The sequence below is a fragment of the Streptomyces sp. NPDC002773 genome, assembly GCF_040295605.1.
Classification (GTDB): domain Bacteria; phylum Actinomycetota; class Actinomycetes; order Streptomycetales; family Streptomycetaceae; genus Streptomyces.
The window spans coordinates 1-13,893 of the sequence record NZ_JBEOVO010000064.1; the positions used below are offsets into that span (position 1 = coordinate 1).

Below are 13,893 nucleotides of genomic sequence, written 5' to 3' on the forward strand. Positions count from 1 at the left end.
ACCGTGTGACCCCAACGAATCTTAAAACTTGTCCAACCGCGCACACTCCCTGCTCCCCGGGCCTGGGGGTGGGTGGGTTGCCCACCTGACGCACAACCCGTACCCGCCCGTTGCCCCCCCCCCCCCCCCGGGCCGCCCAGGTGGCTCAGGCCGGTCCGGGAAGCCCGCGAGCCCTGAACCGCCGACGGTCCAGGGCTCGCTCGCCTGTCATTCCGCCGACTCTGGCCAGGAGCCGGACGCCGTGCTGCTCCGGCGCTGCCAGCACCATCAGGTTGAGTGGACAGCGGAGGACCCCGGCAGTGCGATCGCCGGGGTCCTCCGCGTTCGACAGGCTTCAGGTCAGTTGCAGCAGTCGCATCCGGGGCGGCAACCGCACGAGTCTCCTTCGACGCTGACGGAGGGCGCTGCCGCGGCGGCCGGGGTTGCGCAGCAGCCCTTGCCCTGCCAGGCGTCGCGACCTTCCTTCACTGCGATGGCGCCGATGATGAGGGCGGCGATCGGGTCGGCCCAGGACCAGCCGAGGGTGGCGTTGAGGACCAGGCCGACCAGGAGGACGGCGGAGAGGTACGTGCACAGCAGGGTCTGCTTGGAGTCGGCGACCGCGCTGGCAGAGCCGAGTTCGCGTCCGGCCTTGCGCTGGGCGGCGGACAGGAACGGCATGATCGCGAGGGAGAGGGCGGCGATGACGATGCCGGGGATGGAGCGTTCGGCCTCGTCGGTGCCGGCCAGCGCGCGGGCGGCGTCGATGGTGACGTACGTGGCGAGCGCGAAGAACGACACCGCGATGATCCGCAGGGTGGTTTTCTCCCGGGCGGCGCGTACCGCGTGGTCGCGGGCGGAGAACTGCCAGGCGACAGCGGCGGCGGAGGAGACCTCGATGACGGAGTCCAGGCCGAAGCCGATCAGTGCGGTGGAGGAGGCGATCGTTCCGGCGGTGATCGCGACGATCGCCTCTATGACGTTGTAGGTGATGGTGGCCGCGACCAGCAGCCGTATCCGGCGGGCGAGGACGTCGCGACGGGCCGGGGCCGGGCCTATGCCGATGGGTATCTCGGCGGTCATCAGCAGCAGCCCTTCTCGTCTGCGTCCACGCAGGTCTTGTCGGCCTCGACGGCGACCACGGCGGTGCGCAGGTCGTCCAGTGCGTGGCCGAGGCGTTCGTCGGCGAGTTCGTAGCGGGTGCGGCGGCCGACCGGGACGGCGACGACCAGGCCGCAGTCCCGCAGGCACGCCAGATGGTTCGACAGCCGGGTCCGGGAGATCTCCAGGGTGTCAGCGAGGTCGGCGGGGTGAGCCGGGGCCTCGCGCAGGGCGAGGAGGATCCGGCAGCGGATCGGGTCGGCGAGAGCACGGCCGAACCGCGCCAGCACCTCGATCTCAGCAGCGAGAGTCAGCACACCACTGACAGTACACAGAAGCCTGAATTCACGAAACCTTGCACCCTCAGCTTTGCCGCCTTCGCGGCAGTCCAACTTCGATGGCAAACAGTCCAGGTTCTCTGTCACGGGACAGCCCGCTCCGGCGCCAGCTGACCGCACCAACGCTCCTTCCCGGCCGGGTATCACGCTGACTGAGCGTGAGCGTGACACCGGCTGTCACGCTCCCTCGGGAAAGTGTCACGCCACCTCGAATGTGTCCCTTTATGTCCGTTTCTTGGAGTCCATAGGGGCCTCCAGGCTGGATCCGAGGACGGAGCGTGACACATAAGAGTTGAAGTCCCGGGCGCTTGTGAGCAGTACGGAACGTAGTCGCGAAGGCTGGTTCGGCCGGAGTGGTCCCGGGGCCGGTTGCCCGGCGATACCGTGGTGAGCAACGCCAGTTCTGCCCTCTGGAGCCCTCGATGAGCGAACAGCCGGCCCCCGCCGACACCGCCGCCCGGCAGCTGGAGCCCGCGGCCGCCGACGCGGTCCGCGCGTACGCGGCCAAGACCCGCGCCGACGCCGACCGGTTCGCCGCAGTCCTGGAGGACATCGCCGCCAACGGCCTGCCCGACCCTGAGCAGTGCACCCCCTGGGAGGAGCTGCGCGAGGCTCACCTCGCCCGCCTCGCGTCCCAGCGTCCGGCCGTCGCCTGATGGCCCCGCAGCACGGCCGCCGCCGCGCCCGGATCGCGTTCTCCGACTCCGCCGCCAAGCAGCTGGAGAACATCACCAGCGAAGCGGAGATCCACGCCCTGGACCGCGCCCTGGTCGTCATCTCCGTCGACCCCGACGTCGGCGAGCCGATCCCTGGCGACACCGCCGGCCCCCAGCTGCGCGAGTACGCCGACGAAGTCGAGCGCGTGCGGCTCCTGTACTGGGTCACGGCCTTGAAGACCGTGGTGGTCGTCGCCTACCTCGAGGTCTAGCCTGTCCAAGCCAGCGCGGCAGGCTGACCTCGCCACCCATCACTGCGCCGCCGTCCGGCCCGGACCCCGCAGGGCTGACGCCCCCCTGTAGAGCCCTTCCCTCTCAGAGCAGAGCTCGCCGCGCGGGGCCCACACCACCCACCGCCACCTGGACCGGACCGCTTTGGGTGCAAGACGCCTCAGCGCAGTATTCGCACGAGCCAGCGCCTACGCGGTCACCCCTGCTGCCGCCGCTGGCCGCCGCTACGCGCGCACGCCCCAGCACGCAGTCGAAGAACACGTCGATGTCGGCGCCGACGTCCCGGCACGTGATCTCGTACAGCGCCTTCGTCGCCTCGAAGGCGGCCACGTACGGGGAGGGTGGGCGCCTGGTACGCCTCGGTCTCCCGGTCCAGGTTCTGAGCGAAGCCGAAGTCAGCGGGTGGAGCTGGTACAGACCCTCTTCCAAGGCTCAGGCGAGTCCGCACTCGCGTGCCAGACACTGGCACGGCGAAACAGCGGGGCCCCACGCCCAGAGGCGCTGATGCGGCTGACTTGGCGGCGCCGACGAGTCCAGGCGTCGGCCAGATGACGAACTAGATCCGGGCCGCATGGCGGCGCTTCAGTCGCTTGGGTCGCTGAAGCGACAGCCTCGGAGTGACCAGCGACTGAAGCTTAGCGACTCTGGAAAACTTCAGTCACTGGAACAAAAGAGCAGGTCAGAAGCTTGATACGGAAGTGGGTAGCGACTGAAGCGACCGAAGCCCTACATATCAGCGCTGCAGATCGCGCGTGTACGTGTCATATATAGGCGTCTTGAGTCGCTTCAGTCGCTGATTGGTTTCGGTAGGTCCCCTGACCTGCTGGTTTGTGGCAGCGACCCATGCGCTTGCCCAGTGGTCGAGTCGCTTGCGTCAGTCGCTCGGTCGCTGGCCGGGGCAGGAGAGCGGCACGCCCGGACGGGAAGGTGGTCCAGCCGAACAGACGTCTTCGCTAGTCTGTCTCCGTCGTTGAGTCGCTTCAGTCGCTATGGGGAGATCGAATGCCTGCTGACCTGCGGGTTTCATCCAGCGACTCAAGACGCACCATCGCTTCAACTGCCCAGCCCAGTTCGCTGACGCTGGCCCGCTGGTGCGCCAGCCACGGCTGGCCGGTCCATCCACTGGCCCCCGGCAAGAAGACCCCCGCTGCCAACTGTCCTGCCTGCCGGAAACCTGGACACGACCGCAGGACCTGCTCCTGCCGGACAGCAGGCCGTTGGTGCCACGGCTTCCACGCCGCCACCCTGGACAGCACCCGTATCCAGGAATGGTGGGGACCCAGGCCACAGATGGGCGTGGGTGTGGCCTGCGGGCCGGCGAACCTGGTGGTCATCGACATCGACGCCCACCCCGCACCGCCGCCGGCACGCAACCGCCTCCTGCCCGGCATCGACATCGCCGAGGACATCGATGTGTCGGCGATGACCACCGGCTTCCACACCCTGGCCGTCCTTGCCGCCCTCCGCGGCCAGCCCAGCCCGGCCGACGACACCACCACCCTTCGGGTACGCACCCCCTCCGGCGGCCTGCACGTCTGGTACCGCCAGACCGACTCCCGCCGCTGGCAGTGCTCCTCCGGCTCCAGCACCACCCGCGCCCTGGCCTGGCAGGTCGACATCCGGGCAGACGGCGGCTACATCATCGCGCCCGGCACCACCACCGGCGCCGGTACCTACAGCCCACTCGGCACCGTACGGACCCCGGCGCCGCTCCCGACGTGGCTCGCCCAGGAACTCCAGCGCACCCACCACCTGCCCGCCGCCCACGTTCCCGCCCCCCGCCCCGTGCCCGGCCGCGCCCGGCAGGCCGTCCTCGCCGCCCGTGGCACCGGCAACCCTGTCGTCGCCGTACTCACCACCGTTCTCGCCGAGATCGCCGACTGCGCCCACGCCGCCGAAGGCACCGGGTTCACCGAGAAACTCAACCGCGCCGCCTACACCGTCGGCGGCCTCGTCGCCGCAGGACACCTCACCGGCCAGGACGCGGAGAACGCACTCATGGAAACCGCCCGCCTCGCCCGCCCCGGGCAGGAATCCCGTGCCCAGACGATCATCCGCAGCGGCATGACCGCCGGAGCGCGCCGTCCTCTTCACCCCGGGAGCCGCCCGTGACCAGCACCGCCGGCGGCGAGCCGAACACGCTCTTCGACTTCGACCCCCACGCCCTGGCCGAGCAGATCATGGCCAAGGCCGCCCCTGTCCTGCCACCACAGCACGGCGCGCCAGCCGAGCAAACGACACCGACAGCCCCGTCGCCCGCGACCGCCCACGGCCTGCGACCCGACTCCCTCACCGACCGCGGCAACGCCAAGCTCTTCGTCAAGCTCTACCGGGCCGACTTCCGCCACGTCCCCGGACTGGGCTGGTACCGGTGGGACACCACTCGCTGGCAGGTCGACGAGGACGACTCCGTCCTCTGGGCCGCCGGCGAGATCGGCGAACACCTCGCCACCACCGACCCCACCGGCGAGCACCCCGTCGAGGCACTCAAGAAACACCGACGCCGAGCCCTGAGCACCTCCGGCATCAACGCGATGCTCGCCCAGGCCAAATCCGCACCCGGCATGGTCCTCAAGGCCGAATATCTCGACGCCGACCCCTACGCCCTGTGCACCCCGGCCGGAATCGTCGACCTCCACACAGGCCTCGTGCGCACCCCCGACCCGAACAAGGACTTCCACTCCCGCTCGACCACCGTCGGCCCGGCAGCGATGCCCATCCCCAGGTTCCAGCGCTTCCTCGCCGACACCTTCGGCGACGACGCCGAAGGCACCCAAATGATCGGCTTCCTGCAGCTGCTCCTCGGATACTCCATCACCGGCGACGTCGGCGGCCAGGTCATGCCCTTCCTCTTCGGCGCTGGCAAGAACGGCAAGTCCGTCCTCCTCGACGTCTCTATGAAGCTCTTGGGCGACTACGCCGACGCAGCACCACCCGGCTTCCTCATGGCCCGACTCTACGAAGGCCACCCCACCGACCTCGCCGAACTCCACGGCCGACGCGTCGTCGTCTGCTCCGAGGTCAAGCCCGGCGACAAGTTCGACGAAGCCCGCGTCAAACACCTCACCGGCGGCGACCGCATCAAGGCCCGTCGCATGCGGCAGGACTTCTTCTCCTTCAACCCCACCCACAAGCTCTGGCTCCTGGGTAACCACCGCCCCGAGGTCGGCACCGGCGGCTTCGCCTTCTGGCGCCGCATGCGCCTGATCCCCTTCGAACGCACCGTCGCCGACGAGCGCCGCATCGACAACCTCGCCGACATCCTCGTCGCAGAGGAAGGCCCCGGCATCCTCAACTGGCTCATCGACGGCGCCCGCCGCTACCTCGCCGGCGAAAAGGACCTCACCGGCCCCGACAAGGTGCGCATCGCCACCAACGCCTACGCCGAGACGGAAGACCACACGGGCCGCTTCTTCGACGAGGCCTGCCTCCTCCACGCCGACGCGCGCACCGAGCAGAAATCCCTTTACGACGCCTACCGCGGCTGGTGCCTCAGCGAGGGCTGCATCGCCATGAGCAACCGCACCTTCGCCGCCCGCGCCCGCGAGCTTCTCGGCCTCGCCTCCCCGAAAGAGATGATCTTGTCGAATTCGAGGAAGTACTACCCTGGCATCGGACTGCTCGCCCATGAGGAGACGTCATGAGTTCCCTGATCAGCGAGAACGATCTCAAGCACGAGACCGCACTCGTCTGGCTCGAGGACATCACCCACCTCGACTACGTACGTCAGAGCCTTGACCGCCTCCCCACCCGCGTGGGTAAGCCCGCCTACCACCGCGACGGCCGCATGGTCGGCTACGCCACACTCAGCACCGACGCCAAAGCCTCCCGGGCCTCCGGCACCTTCCGCCGCCGCGTCTTCTGGCTCCTGCCACACGACCGCGACAGCGACCCCGCCGGCCTGTACGCCAGTTCCGCCCCGGCCGAAGCCATCGACCCCGGCACTCTCGAACCGCGAGCCAAAGGCAGAAAGACGGAACGCTCGGAAGGAGGCCCCCCTTCCAGCGCGATGCAAGAGCTCGGGATAACGCTTCCTCTGTGACAGTCCACCGACAGAGACTGAAGCGACTCAAGCGACCGGACTTTCCACATCCTCGAAGTTCGAGCTGCCGTGCTTCCTCGCTCCTTGACCTCCCGCCACAGCGTGGCGGGCCACGCCCAGCACCAGGTGGCTGGGAATGGCAGTGCACGTGTTGCGTACCCTGCAGCACCCTGGGCCGGATGTGCTCATCGCCTGCTGCTGACGAGATGACGCGTGCGCAGGCCCGAGGCCTCCAGCGCGGGGAAGCTGATTGAACCCGTACTCGGGTCGCACTGCCTGTGCCAGAGGCTGTGTCACGAAGTCAAGTTCTTGGACATGATTGGCCTCGGGTGATTTGACCTGCGGGTGTGGCAGGGCGGATGCCGGCAGCCACAGCTCATAGGGACTATCCAGTGGAAGGGCATCGTCAGACGTGCCTTCTCGGCCGGCTACGTGGAGAGATTCTCTGCCCGCGCCGCCGGACACGACCCGCTGGAGATCGCCCGCGCCGGCGGCTCGCGCGTCCTGGCCCGCTACATAGACGACGTCGACCGCGTGAAGAACAGCCCCCTCGTCGGCATCGGTCTGTAACCCGGCCCGGCCCCAGGGGCGCCCGGTTGATCATGACCCGCGCATCGAGGACTGCTCGGACCGGCCGCAGGAGAGCGCCGCCGACTGGGGCGGTTCTGTTCGGCGGTCAGGCGGGAGCGCCGGCCCGGTCCAGGACGGCGGCCATCTCGCCTTCCGGGAGTGCGGGGTTGGCGCCGGCGCTGGAGGCGAGCTCGGGGACGTGGAGGGCTCCGCGGAGCCGGTGGAGCGGGAGGCGCGGGTCGCGGGCCGCCGCCTGGCGCGTCCAGAGCGTGGGGTCGTGGCTGAGCCGTTCGATCAGTGCTGGGGTGGCGGCCGGGTCCCGGACGGCCAGTCGGCGGTAGTTGCCGTCCGGGTGGTCCGCGTAGCGTGCGGCGAGACCCTCGCGGGGAAAGCGGGGGTGCGTCTCCGCGATCCACGCGGAGAACGTCCCGCCGAGCCGCGCGAACACGCGCATCAGGACCTCCTCCGGGGTGTCGGGGTGCCATCTGGCCAAGAACTCGTCCACCAGGGGGTCCTCGGCGCGCGCGAGCAGGCGCAGGAGGTCGGGCGGCAGGTGGGGGCTCTGGGCGGCGGTGCGCCGGAGCAGCGGGTGGGCGGAGGTCGCGGCCCGGTGCCGCTCGGGCGCCGCGCCGAAGAGGCGGCCGGCGCCGCGCAGCTGAGCGAGCGCGGCCAGCGGAGGAAGCGGCTGGACGATCGGGGTGAAGTCGCCGAGCAGGTCCAGGACCCTGCGGTGGCCGTCCGGGGTGGTGTCTGGACGGCACCGCACGTGCCAGATCACGTTGTCGGCTTCCCCGCTCATGCCGACGCCTTCTCCCGGTGCTGGGCGCGGGCCTGGTCCAGCAGCTCGGCGCGGCCGGCGCCCGGGCGGGGCCGGGCCCAGTACGGGTGGAACCAGACCTCGGCGGAGAGCCGGACCAGCCGGCGGACCGGGCTGGCGGCTCCCTGGTCACGGCCTCCACCGGGACCAGGACGCCGGGACCGCCGGCCGGTCCAGCTCCTGGAGCTCGGGCCAGGGCAGTCGATAATGCCGGTCATGGCAGCTCGTAGTCCGGTACTCCGGATCATCACCTCAGCGGCCCGGGAGTCCCTGAAGCCGCTCGGCCTGGCCCAGCGCGGGCGGTCGCGGCTGTGGATCGATGATCACGGGTGGTGGCTGGGGGTTGTGGAGTTCACCCCACCGCGGATTGCCGGCAGCGGTCTGTACGTCGGCGCGATGTGGCTGTGGCACGACGTGGACCACTTCGCCTTCCACGTGGACGCCGTCCGGGTCGGCTCCGATCTGTTTCGCACCGAGGACCAGTTCACACGGCTGGCACACGAACTCAGCCGGCAGGCGGCTGCGAACGTGACCGCGCTGAGGGAGAGGTTCCCCGTCCTGCCGGATGCCGCCCGATACCTGACATCCAGGCCGGTGCGGCGCGGGTTCCTCTGGGACAGCTTCGACTCAGGGATCGCAGCCGCCCTGCTCGGGGACGCGGACACGGCTCGTGAGCACTTCGACCGAGTCCTTCGAGAGGAGGCGCTGTTCCCTTGGATGGTCGATGCCCATGAGAAGGCCCGTGAGCTCCACGTGATCGCGGCAGACCGCGACGCCGTGACCGCCTGGGTCACGCGGGCCATCGACTCGTGCCGGAGCAAGCTGGGCCTGGCTCCCGGGCAGTATGCGATCAGCTGAAGGGCCGGCGCTCGTCCATCGGCAGAGGCCGTACGTCTGGCGCTGAACAATTTGATTCCGTTGGCGTGGCCTTCAACGACGATGACGGATTTTCTGGGGCAGCGTGTGGCCGGCGGGGATGGCGGCGAGGTCCCGTCCGAGGCCCAGATCAGGCGGACTTCCGGGGCCAGGACGGCCATGTTCTCGGCGTTGAAGAGCCTGTCCACCTGTTCCGAGGGTGTGGAGTGAGACGGGAGATCGGGGGCAGGTGGGTGGTGAGCGCATGGGGATTGCTCCGGCTGCCCGTGCACCTGCCGTTTTCCCCCTTCCGGCAGATGCATCGGCAGCCGAACGGCCCGCACCAGGCAGGGGTGCGGGCCGTTCGCCATGAGGAGGACCGGGCGCGGGACCGCAGCAGAGACGCGGGATATGGCCGGGGCTCAGGTCGCCATCGCCCCTGCAGGCGAGCGCTGAGGGAGCGTGTGCGGCGGGCCGGCTCTCGGTTCCAGGGGCATTCGAGGGCGGCTGATGCGAACGCGCTGTCCAGATTCGTATGGCTGATCCTATGTCTGCCGGATTGTCAGTGCCTGGTTCTACCTTCAGAGCGGGAGTTCCTCGAGGGTGGAAGGTGGGCCACGTTGGCGAACATCGTCTGGCACGAAAAGCTGCGTATCGAGCTGGACCTGACCCAGGACGATCTCGGCTGGGAGGGCAGGCCGGGCTTGTGGGAACTGCTGTATCAGACGGATCGGCTGTATGCCGACAGAAACGTGCCGGTGTCCCAACGAGGCCTGCAGTGCGGCGGGGTCTGCCGAGAGGCCGGCGTGGTCGCGTGGATGTACCTCCGGGAGCCGCGGAACGGCCGCAAGGAGGCCGTGCACGAGCGGGCCGAGGACGAAGCGCGCCATCAGGCGATGCTGTCAGACGAGCACAAGGCATATCAGGAACGCATCTGCCGGGTGTCGTCCACTGAAGGATGGCCCGCGCATAGCGAGGTACGCACACCGGTGGGGCCGCGGTCGTGGATCCAGACCGACACCCTCGTCCAGGGCGAGGGCGGGATCCGCATCGGGTGGGAGATCCAGCTTTCGTCCGCCGCTCATGAAGGGCCGCGAAGCGTGAAGGCCCGCGCGGCGAGGGCTGCGAAGCACGGGATCACCCCGGCCTGGCACACCGACCGCTCGGACTACGCCAGTCGCACCGACACACATTGGACGCGCAGCGACAACCTGCCGGCCGAGGTGATCGCGAAGTCGGGCGACCTGCGCGTCGTGTCGGGATACCGGGCGCTCGACTTCTGGCGCTGCGACCACCGCGCCCTGTACCGGTGTCCGGAGACACAACGCCGGTGCGGCCAGATGCACGTGACCCCGAAACCGCGGGACGTCTTCTTCGACGACCTGGTGCGCCGGACCGCTGCCGGGCTGATCGTTCCCGTCGAGCACCGCACGGGATCGAAGACGTACCGGTTCTGGGTGACGGACGCGGACCAGGAACGGCTCGAGGACTTCAACATCGGTCGCCCGGTCCTGCCGTCGGCCGAGCCGGAGGACGAACGAGAATTGCCCACACACGCGAGTCACCGGGCACCGACGTGCCGGCCGTCTGCCCAGGCCGCCGCTGCAGCCCTCTCGGTTGAATCCGCCGTCACGCTGCCGCCGTTTCCGGCTCAGCCGTCGGCCTCGCCCCGGCCGATCGGGGCATGGCCGTCGGTCCCTTCCATCCCTGCACAGCCCGAACCGCACTCCGAGCCCCCGGCGGCTGTGGTCCCGGCGATCCCGCGGCAGCCGGGGCCGGACGACCGTGTCGAAGAGCGCCTGCTGGACTGGCGGTCGAGCGTCCACTGGTCGTCCGAGCTGCGGCCGTGCCGGTACTGCTCGGTGGCCACGAATCTCCGTGATGAGGACGGTGTGCCGTCGCACAAGACCTGCGCGGAGGCTCAGGGACCGCGGCGCCAGCAGCCCGCAGGCCCTGGTACGTGAGTGCAGCTCGTTGGACGGCTTCTTCGTCGTGGGAGAGAAGGGTTGCCGGACATGGGTGGAGCCCCGGGGTGGTCCCCGGGGCTCCGCGTGGTGGAAGACCGGTTGCAACACGGGGCTTCCGCGCGCGGTTCAGAGGTCTATCTCGAACCAGACGACCTTGCCACCCGAGAGCCGGGTCGCGCCCCACCGCCTCGCGAGCCGGTTGACCAGGAACAGGCCGCGCCCGTCCTCGTCGGTGTCACGGGCCTGCCGCGGCTGTGGCAGGCGCGAGGAGTCGTCGGCGACCTCGCAGCGCACCACGTCCGTCCGCAGGAGCCGCAGTGCGACGGGCCGTTCCGTGTACCGCACGGCGTTCGTCACGACCTCGCTGACCAGGAGCTCGACCGAGTCGGTGAGGTTCTCCAGGTCCCAACGGGCGAGTGTCTGCCGGGCCAGTCGCCGGGCCCGGCCCGGGGCCGTATTCTCCGGGTCCAGGAACCAGTACGCCGTATCGTTCGGCGCGATGCCGTCGAAGCGGGCCGCGAGCAGCGCGATGTCGTCGTCGCGGTCGCCTGGGCCCAGCATGTCCAGGACGTCGTCGCAGAGCTCCTCCAACGGCGGCGAGTGGTCCGGGCCGGCGAGTTGCGCGGTCGCCGCCAGGCGCTCTTGGAGCTGCTGGATGCCGGTCCAGACGTCCCGCTGCCGGGACTCGACCAGGCCGTCGGTGTAGAGGAGCAGCGTGGCACCAGCCGGCGCGTCCAGATCGACCTCCCAGAAGTCCACCCCGCCGACCCCAATCGGAGGACCCGGTGGCACCTGCAGGACCTCGGTGCGGCCGCCGAGGTGGAGCAGTACCGGCGGTGGATGACCGGCGTTGGCGATGGTGATCCGGTGCGTGACCGGGTCGTACACCGCGTACATGCAGGTCGCCATCCGGTTCTCGCCGAGCCGCTGCGCCTGTTCGTCCAGGCGCTGCAGGACTTCTTGCGGCGGCAGGTCGAGGCCGGCCAGGGTCTGCACCATGGTGCGCAGCTGGCCCATGATCGCGGCCGAGGTCATGGAGTGGCCCATGACGTCGCCGACGACCAGGGCGACCCGGCTGCCGGGCAGCGGGATCGCGTCGTACCAGTCGCCGCCCACCCGGGCGGTCTCGGCGGCCGGCAGATAGCGCGAGGCGAGCTTGACCCCGGTCGGCTGCGGCAGCGAGTCCGGCAGCATCGTCCGCTGGAGCTCGTCCGCAATGAACGCCCCCTGGTCGTACAGGGCGGCCTTGTCGATGCTGAGCGCGGTATGGGTGGCCAACTGCGCCGCGACCTGCAGGTCGTCTTGCTCGAAAGCGGGACGTTCCGGGCGGCGTTGGAACACGAGCGTGCCGATTACGCGGCGACGCCCACGTACGGGAGCAAGCATTGTCCGCTGGCCGCTTTCCACGCGTTGATCCGGACCGAGGAGCTCGGTCAGCGCGGTGTGGGTGGTGGTGGAGTCGCCGAAGACCGGCCGCACCCCGCGCAGTACCTCGGCGAGCGCCCCGCCCGACCGCACCTCGCAGAATTCAGCAGCTGAGACATGGCTGGAGTCGGGGACGAGGACATGCTCCTCACCGGGTACATCTGAAGTCCTCATCCGCTCTGTCCGGCGCAGCCGCAGCACGAACCGCCTTATCGGGCGTTCGTCGCCCACCGGCAGCGGGTCGCGGAGGTAGACCAGGATCTCGTCGGAGAAGCTCGGCGCGGCGGCCCGGCACAGGCCGAGCACGATCTCGTCCAGGTCGAGGCCGCGGGCGATCCGGCGGGTCGCAGCACCGATGAACCTCACTCTGTCCCTACTCGGACTGCCGGGTAATGCCGTGGGAGAGGCACTAATTCCGCTGGTGGGAGGGTTGTGGGGGGTTGTTCCGAACAACCCTTCCGAGCTCTTCCCGCCTCGCGCGCTGGATGCTTCGCCGACGACGATCCGGTTCCGGGCCTCCTCGGCCCAGCCCACGTCCGCGGCCGCCTCTTCAACGGCTTCGTGCTCGCGGTCGAGGACGTCCCGGGCTTTCCGCAGGGCCATGTCGACCTGGTCAAGAGCGTCGTCGTCGACTGCTCGTCTCTGGTCGGGGAGCACGACAGCGGAATCGGTCACTGTCGTGTCGTCCGGGTCGGCAGCCGGGTGTAGGCCGCGGAGTTCTTCCTCCAGCTGGCTGATCTGCCGGGCCGCCAGGTCGGCCACTTGCTGTGCCTTGTCCCGTTCGGCTTCTGCTCGTGCGAGCTGCAACCGGAGGTCTGCTGCCTGCTGCTGAGCCCGGTCGAGCCGTGTCTCGGCCTTCTCCACCTCCACCGGCGGAGGGTTGTGGGATGTCCTGATCGTGTCGAGTTGCCTGCTGAGCTGCGCGACCTGCGCCTGGGTCTGTCCGAGCAGGGCAAATAGGAGGGTCGCTACCTGAAGGGCCTGCAGCCGGGCTTGTTCGCTCACCTCGTACGCCTGGCGTACGCGGTTGAGGTCTTCCAGCGCCGCGATGGTGCGCTGCTGGGCCTCGATCAGGCTGTACGCCGGATCGTGCGAAGCCGGCGTCGGTGACGTGTCAGCGGCGGTCCACAAGACCTTGATGCGCTTGAGCCGTGCACTCGCTTCGTGTCCGGTCTCGGCGGGGAAGCAGACGTCAGCGACCGCTTCGGCAAGCTCCCAGGTCAGGCCCACACCGTTCAGCTGTTCACGCAGACGACGCAGCGCCGGAATCGGGCCTTCGAAGTGCTCCGGGGTCAGAAGTTCGTGGAGCCTGGCGACAGAGATGTTCGATTCGTCGAGCCAGTCCCGCAGAGTGTGGACCAAGTCGTTGATCTCTCGGCACGGCCCGCGGGCCTGCGCCCAGGGTCGTCCGGGCCTCTTCGCGGTCCCCACCTGATCCCTCCAGCCACGAGTTAATCCCCGAACAACCCCACGTTGTCCCGGGAACAACATCCAACCGGTTCATTCGCGCAGGTGGGGGGTGGATGGTGAAAACAGGGCGTACGGCAGGTGCCCTTTCACCGAGAGATCTGGAGGCAGACAGTGAACGCGACCGACACCGCGCTGTCATTGATGACGGACAGCGGGCCTACGGTCCCCCCGAGCCCTGTGAGCGCGCGGTGATTTTCAAGATCGAGGTACTCAACGCTCTCGTGTTCCTTCTGGCGTTGTTCGCCGGCGGGGTGGTGTACCGGCGTTCGCGCAGCATCGAGTCCGCTGTCGTGTCGGGCGCCGCAGTGGCGGCCACGCTCGTCATCCTGTTCAACCCGATCGCGAGCGGCACGGCGATGAGCGAGACGACTGGTCCGGCGCC

General features: G+C 69.3%; 15 protein-coding genes. 9 read left to right on the top strand and 6 right to left on the bottom strand.

The annotated features are described in order from the left end of the window. Window positions 1–339: 339 nt before the first annotated feature. On the bottom strand, window positions 340–1,062 hold the full coding sequence (locus ABT034_RS34765; protein ID WP_351221111.1) for a cation efflux transmembrane domain-containing protein: 723 nt from the start codon (window positions 1,060–1,062) through the stop codon (window positions 340–342). Then, complete coding sequence (locus ABT034_RS34770; protein WP_351221112.1) at window positions 1,062–1,397, bottom strand: ArsR/SmtB family transcription factor; 336 nt, start codon at window positions 1,395–1,397, stop codon at window positions 1,062–1,064. The genes ABT034_RS34765 and ABT034_RS34770 overlap by 1 nt, the downstream gene beginning before the upstream one ends. A 443-nt stretch (window positions 1,398–1,840) precedes the next feature. Here ABT034_RS34770 and ABT034_RS34775 point away from each other — a divergent pair, with 443 nt between their 5' ends. Beyond that, window positions 1,841–2,074 carry a hypothetical protein gene (locus tag ABT034_RS34775; RefSeq protein WP_351221113.1) on the top strand — a complete coding sequence of 78 codons (234 nt, stop codon included), beginning with the start codon at window positions 1,841–1,843 and terminating at the stop codon, window positions 2,072–2,074. After that, window positions 2,074–2,346 carry a hypothetical protein gene (locus ABT034_RS34780; RefSeq protein ID WP_351221114.1) on the top strand — a complete coding sequence of 91 codons (273 nt, stop codon included), beginning with the start codon at window positions 2,074–2,076 and terminating at the stop codon, window positions 2,344–2,346. The genes ABT034_RS34775 and ABT034_RS34780 overlap by 1 nt, the downstream gene beginning before the upstream one ends. 103 nt (window positions 2,347–2,449) lie before the next feature. On the opposite strand, the gene ABT034_RS34785 is transcribed toward ABT034_RS34780, so the two are convergent. Then, entirely contained in the window at window positions 2,450–2,695 is a 246-nt protein-coding gene (locus tag ABT034_RS34785) for a hypothetical protein (RefSeq protein ID WP_351221115.1), read from the bottom strand. Window positions 2,696–3,367: 672 nt separating this feature from the next. On the opposite strand from ABT034_RS34785, the gene ABT034_RS34790 reads away from it, so the two are divergent. The 4 genes from ABT034_RS34790 to ABT034_RS34805 all read left to right on the top strand — a co-directional run bounded on the left by ABT034_RS34790 (window position 3,368) and on the right by ABT034_RS34805 (window position 6,977). Further along, the gene (locus ABT034_RS34790; protein ID WP_351221116.1) at window positions 3,368–4,477 is read left to right on the top strand and encodes a bifunctional DNA primase/polymerase; all 1,110 of its coding nucleotides are present in this window, start codon (window positions 3,368–3,370) and stop codon (window positions 4,475–4,477) included. A 68-nt stretch (window positions 4,478–4,545) separates the two neighbouring features. Continuing rightward, complete coding sequence (locus ABT034_RS34795) at window positions 4,546–6,009, top strand: DNA primase family protein (protein WP_351221124.1); 1,464 nt, start codon at window positions 4,546–4,548, stop codon at window positions 6,007–6,009. After that, window positions 6,006–6,407 (top strand): DUF6009 family protein, encoded by a 402-nt coding sequence (locus ABT034_RS34800; RefSeq protein WP_351221117.1) that lies wholly within the window; start codon window positions 6,006–6,008, stop codon window positions 6,405–6,407. The genes ABT034_RS34795 and ABT034_RS34800 overlap by 4 nt, the downstream gene beginning before the upstream one ends. Before the next feature lie 432 nt (window positions 6,408–6,839). Beyond that, window positions 6,840–6,977: a hypothetical protein gene (locus tag ABT034_RS34805; RefSeq protein WP_351221118.1), complete on the top strand. Its 138-nt coding sequence runs from the start codon at window positions 6,840–6,842 to the stop codon at window positions 6,975–6,977. Window positions 6,978–7,083: 106 nt separating this feature from the next. Here the strand turns inward: ABT034_RS34805 and ABT034_RS34810 are convergent, their stop codons facing one another. Together ABT034_RS34810 and ABT034_RS34815 are read right to left on the bottom strand one after the other, a co-directional pair. Beyond that, on the bottom strand, window positions 7,084–7,776 hold the full coding sequence (locus tag ABT034_RS34810) for a hypothetical protein (RefSeq protein WP_351221119.1): 693 nt from the start codon (window positions 7,774–7,776) through the stop codon (window positions 7,084–7,086). Continuing rightward, complete coding sequence (locus ABT034_RS34815) at window positions 7,773–8,012, bottom strand: DUF8825 domain-containing protein (protein WP_351221120.1); 240 nt, start codon at window positions 8,010–8,012, stop codon at window positions 7,773–7,775. Before ABT034_RS34815 ends, ABT034_RS34810 begins: the two co-directional genes overlap by 4 nt. On the opposite strand from ABT034_RS34815, the gene ABT034_RS34820 reads away from it, so the two are divergent. After that, on the top strand, window positions 8,011–8,652 hold the full coding sequence (locus ABT034_RS34820) for a hypothetical protein (protein ID WP_351221121.1): 642 nt from the start codon (window positions 8,011–8,013) through the stop codon (window positions 8,650–8,652). The two genes, ABT034_RS34815 and ABT034_RS34820, sit on opposite strands and share 2 nt — an antisense overlap. Window positions 8,653–9,269: 617 nt before the next feature. Next, entirely contained in the window at window positions 9,270–10,613 is a 1,344-nt protein-coding gene (locus tag ABT034_RS34825) for a hypothetical protein (protein WP_351221122.1), read from the top strand. Between the two features lie 129 nt (window positions 10,614–10,742). On the opposite strand, the gene ABT034_RS34830 is transcribed toward ABT034_RS34825, so the two are convergent. Then, window positions 10,743–12,644 (bottom strand): ATP-binding SpoIIE family protein phosphatase, encoded by a 1,902-nt coding sequence (locus ABT034_RS34830; protein ID WP_502973111.1) that lies wholly within the window; start codon window positions 12,642–12,644, stop codon window positions 10,743–10,745. 1,055 nt (window positions 12,645–13,699) lie between these two features. Between ABT034_RS34830 and ABT034_RS34835 the strand changes: the two genes are divergently transcribed. Further along, window positions 13,700–13,893: hypothetical protein (locus ABT034_RS34835; RefSeq protein WP_351221123.1), on the top strand; the 194-nt coding region annotated here is incomplete at its 3' end.

What these genes read in the sequence shown, in the direction of transcription:
- ABT034_RS34775 (WP_351221113.1), top strand. Translation starts at nt 1,841, where the DNA reads ATGAGCGAACAGCCGGCCCCCGCCGACACCGCCGCCCGGCAGCTGGAG.
- ABT034_RS34815 (WP_351221120.1), bottom strand. Translation starts at nt 8,012, where the DNA reads ATGACCGGCATTATCGACTGCCCTGGCCCGAGCTCCAGGAGCTGGACC.
- ABT034_RS34765 (WP_351221111.1), bottom strand. Translation starts at nt 1,062, where the DNA reads ATGACCGCCGAGATACCCATCGGCATAGGCCCGGCCCCGGCCCGTCGC.
- ABT034_RS34820 (WP_351221121.1), top strand. Translation starts at nt 8,011, where the DNA reads ATGGCAGCTCGTAGTCCGGTACTCCGGATCATCACCTCAGCGGCCCGG.
- ABT034_RS34810 (WP_351221119.1), bottom strand. Translation starts at nt 7,776, where the DNA reads ATGAGCGGGGAAGCCGACAACGTGATCTGGCACGTGCGGTGCCGTCCA.
- ABT034_RS34795 (WP_351221124.1), top strand. Translation starts at nt 4,546, where the DNA reads ATGGCCAAGGCCGCCCCTGTCCTGCCACCACAGCACGGCGCGCCAGCC.
- ABT034_RS34790 (WP_351221116.1), top strand. Translation starts at nt 3,368, where the DNA reads ATGCCTGCTGACCTGCGGGTTTCATCCAGCGACTCAAGACGCACCATC.
- ABT034_RS34830 (WP_502973111.1), bottom strand. Translation starts at nt 12,644, where the DNA reads ATGGCCCTGCGGAAAGCCCGGGACGTCCTCGACCGCGAGCACGAAGCC.
- ABT034_RS34780 (WP_351221114.1), top strand. Translation starts at nt 2,074, where the DNA reads ATGGCCCCGCAGCACGGCCGCCGCCGCGCCCGGATCGCGTTCTCCGAC.
- ABT034_RS34800 (WP_351221117.1), top strand. Translation starts at nt 6,006, where the DNA reads ATGAGTTCCCTGATCAGCGAGAACGATCTCAAGCACGAGACCGCACTC.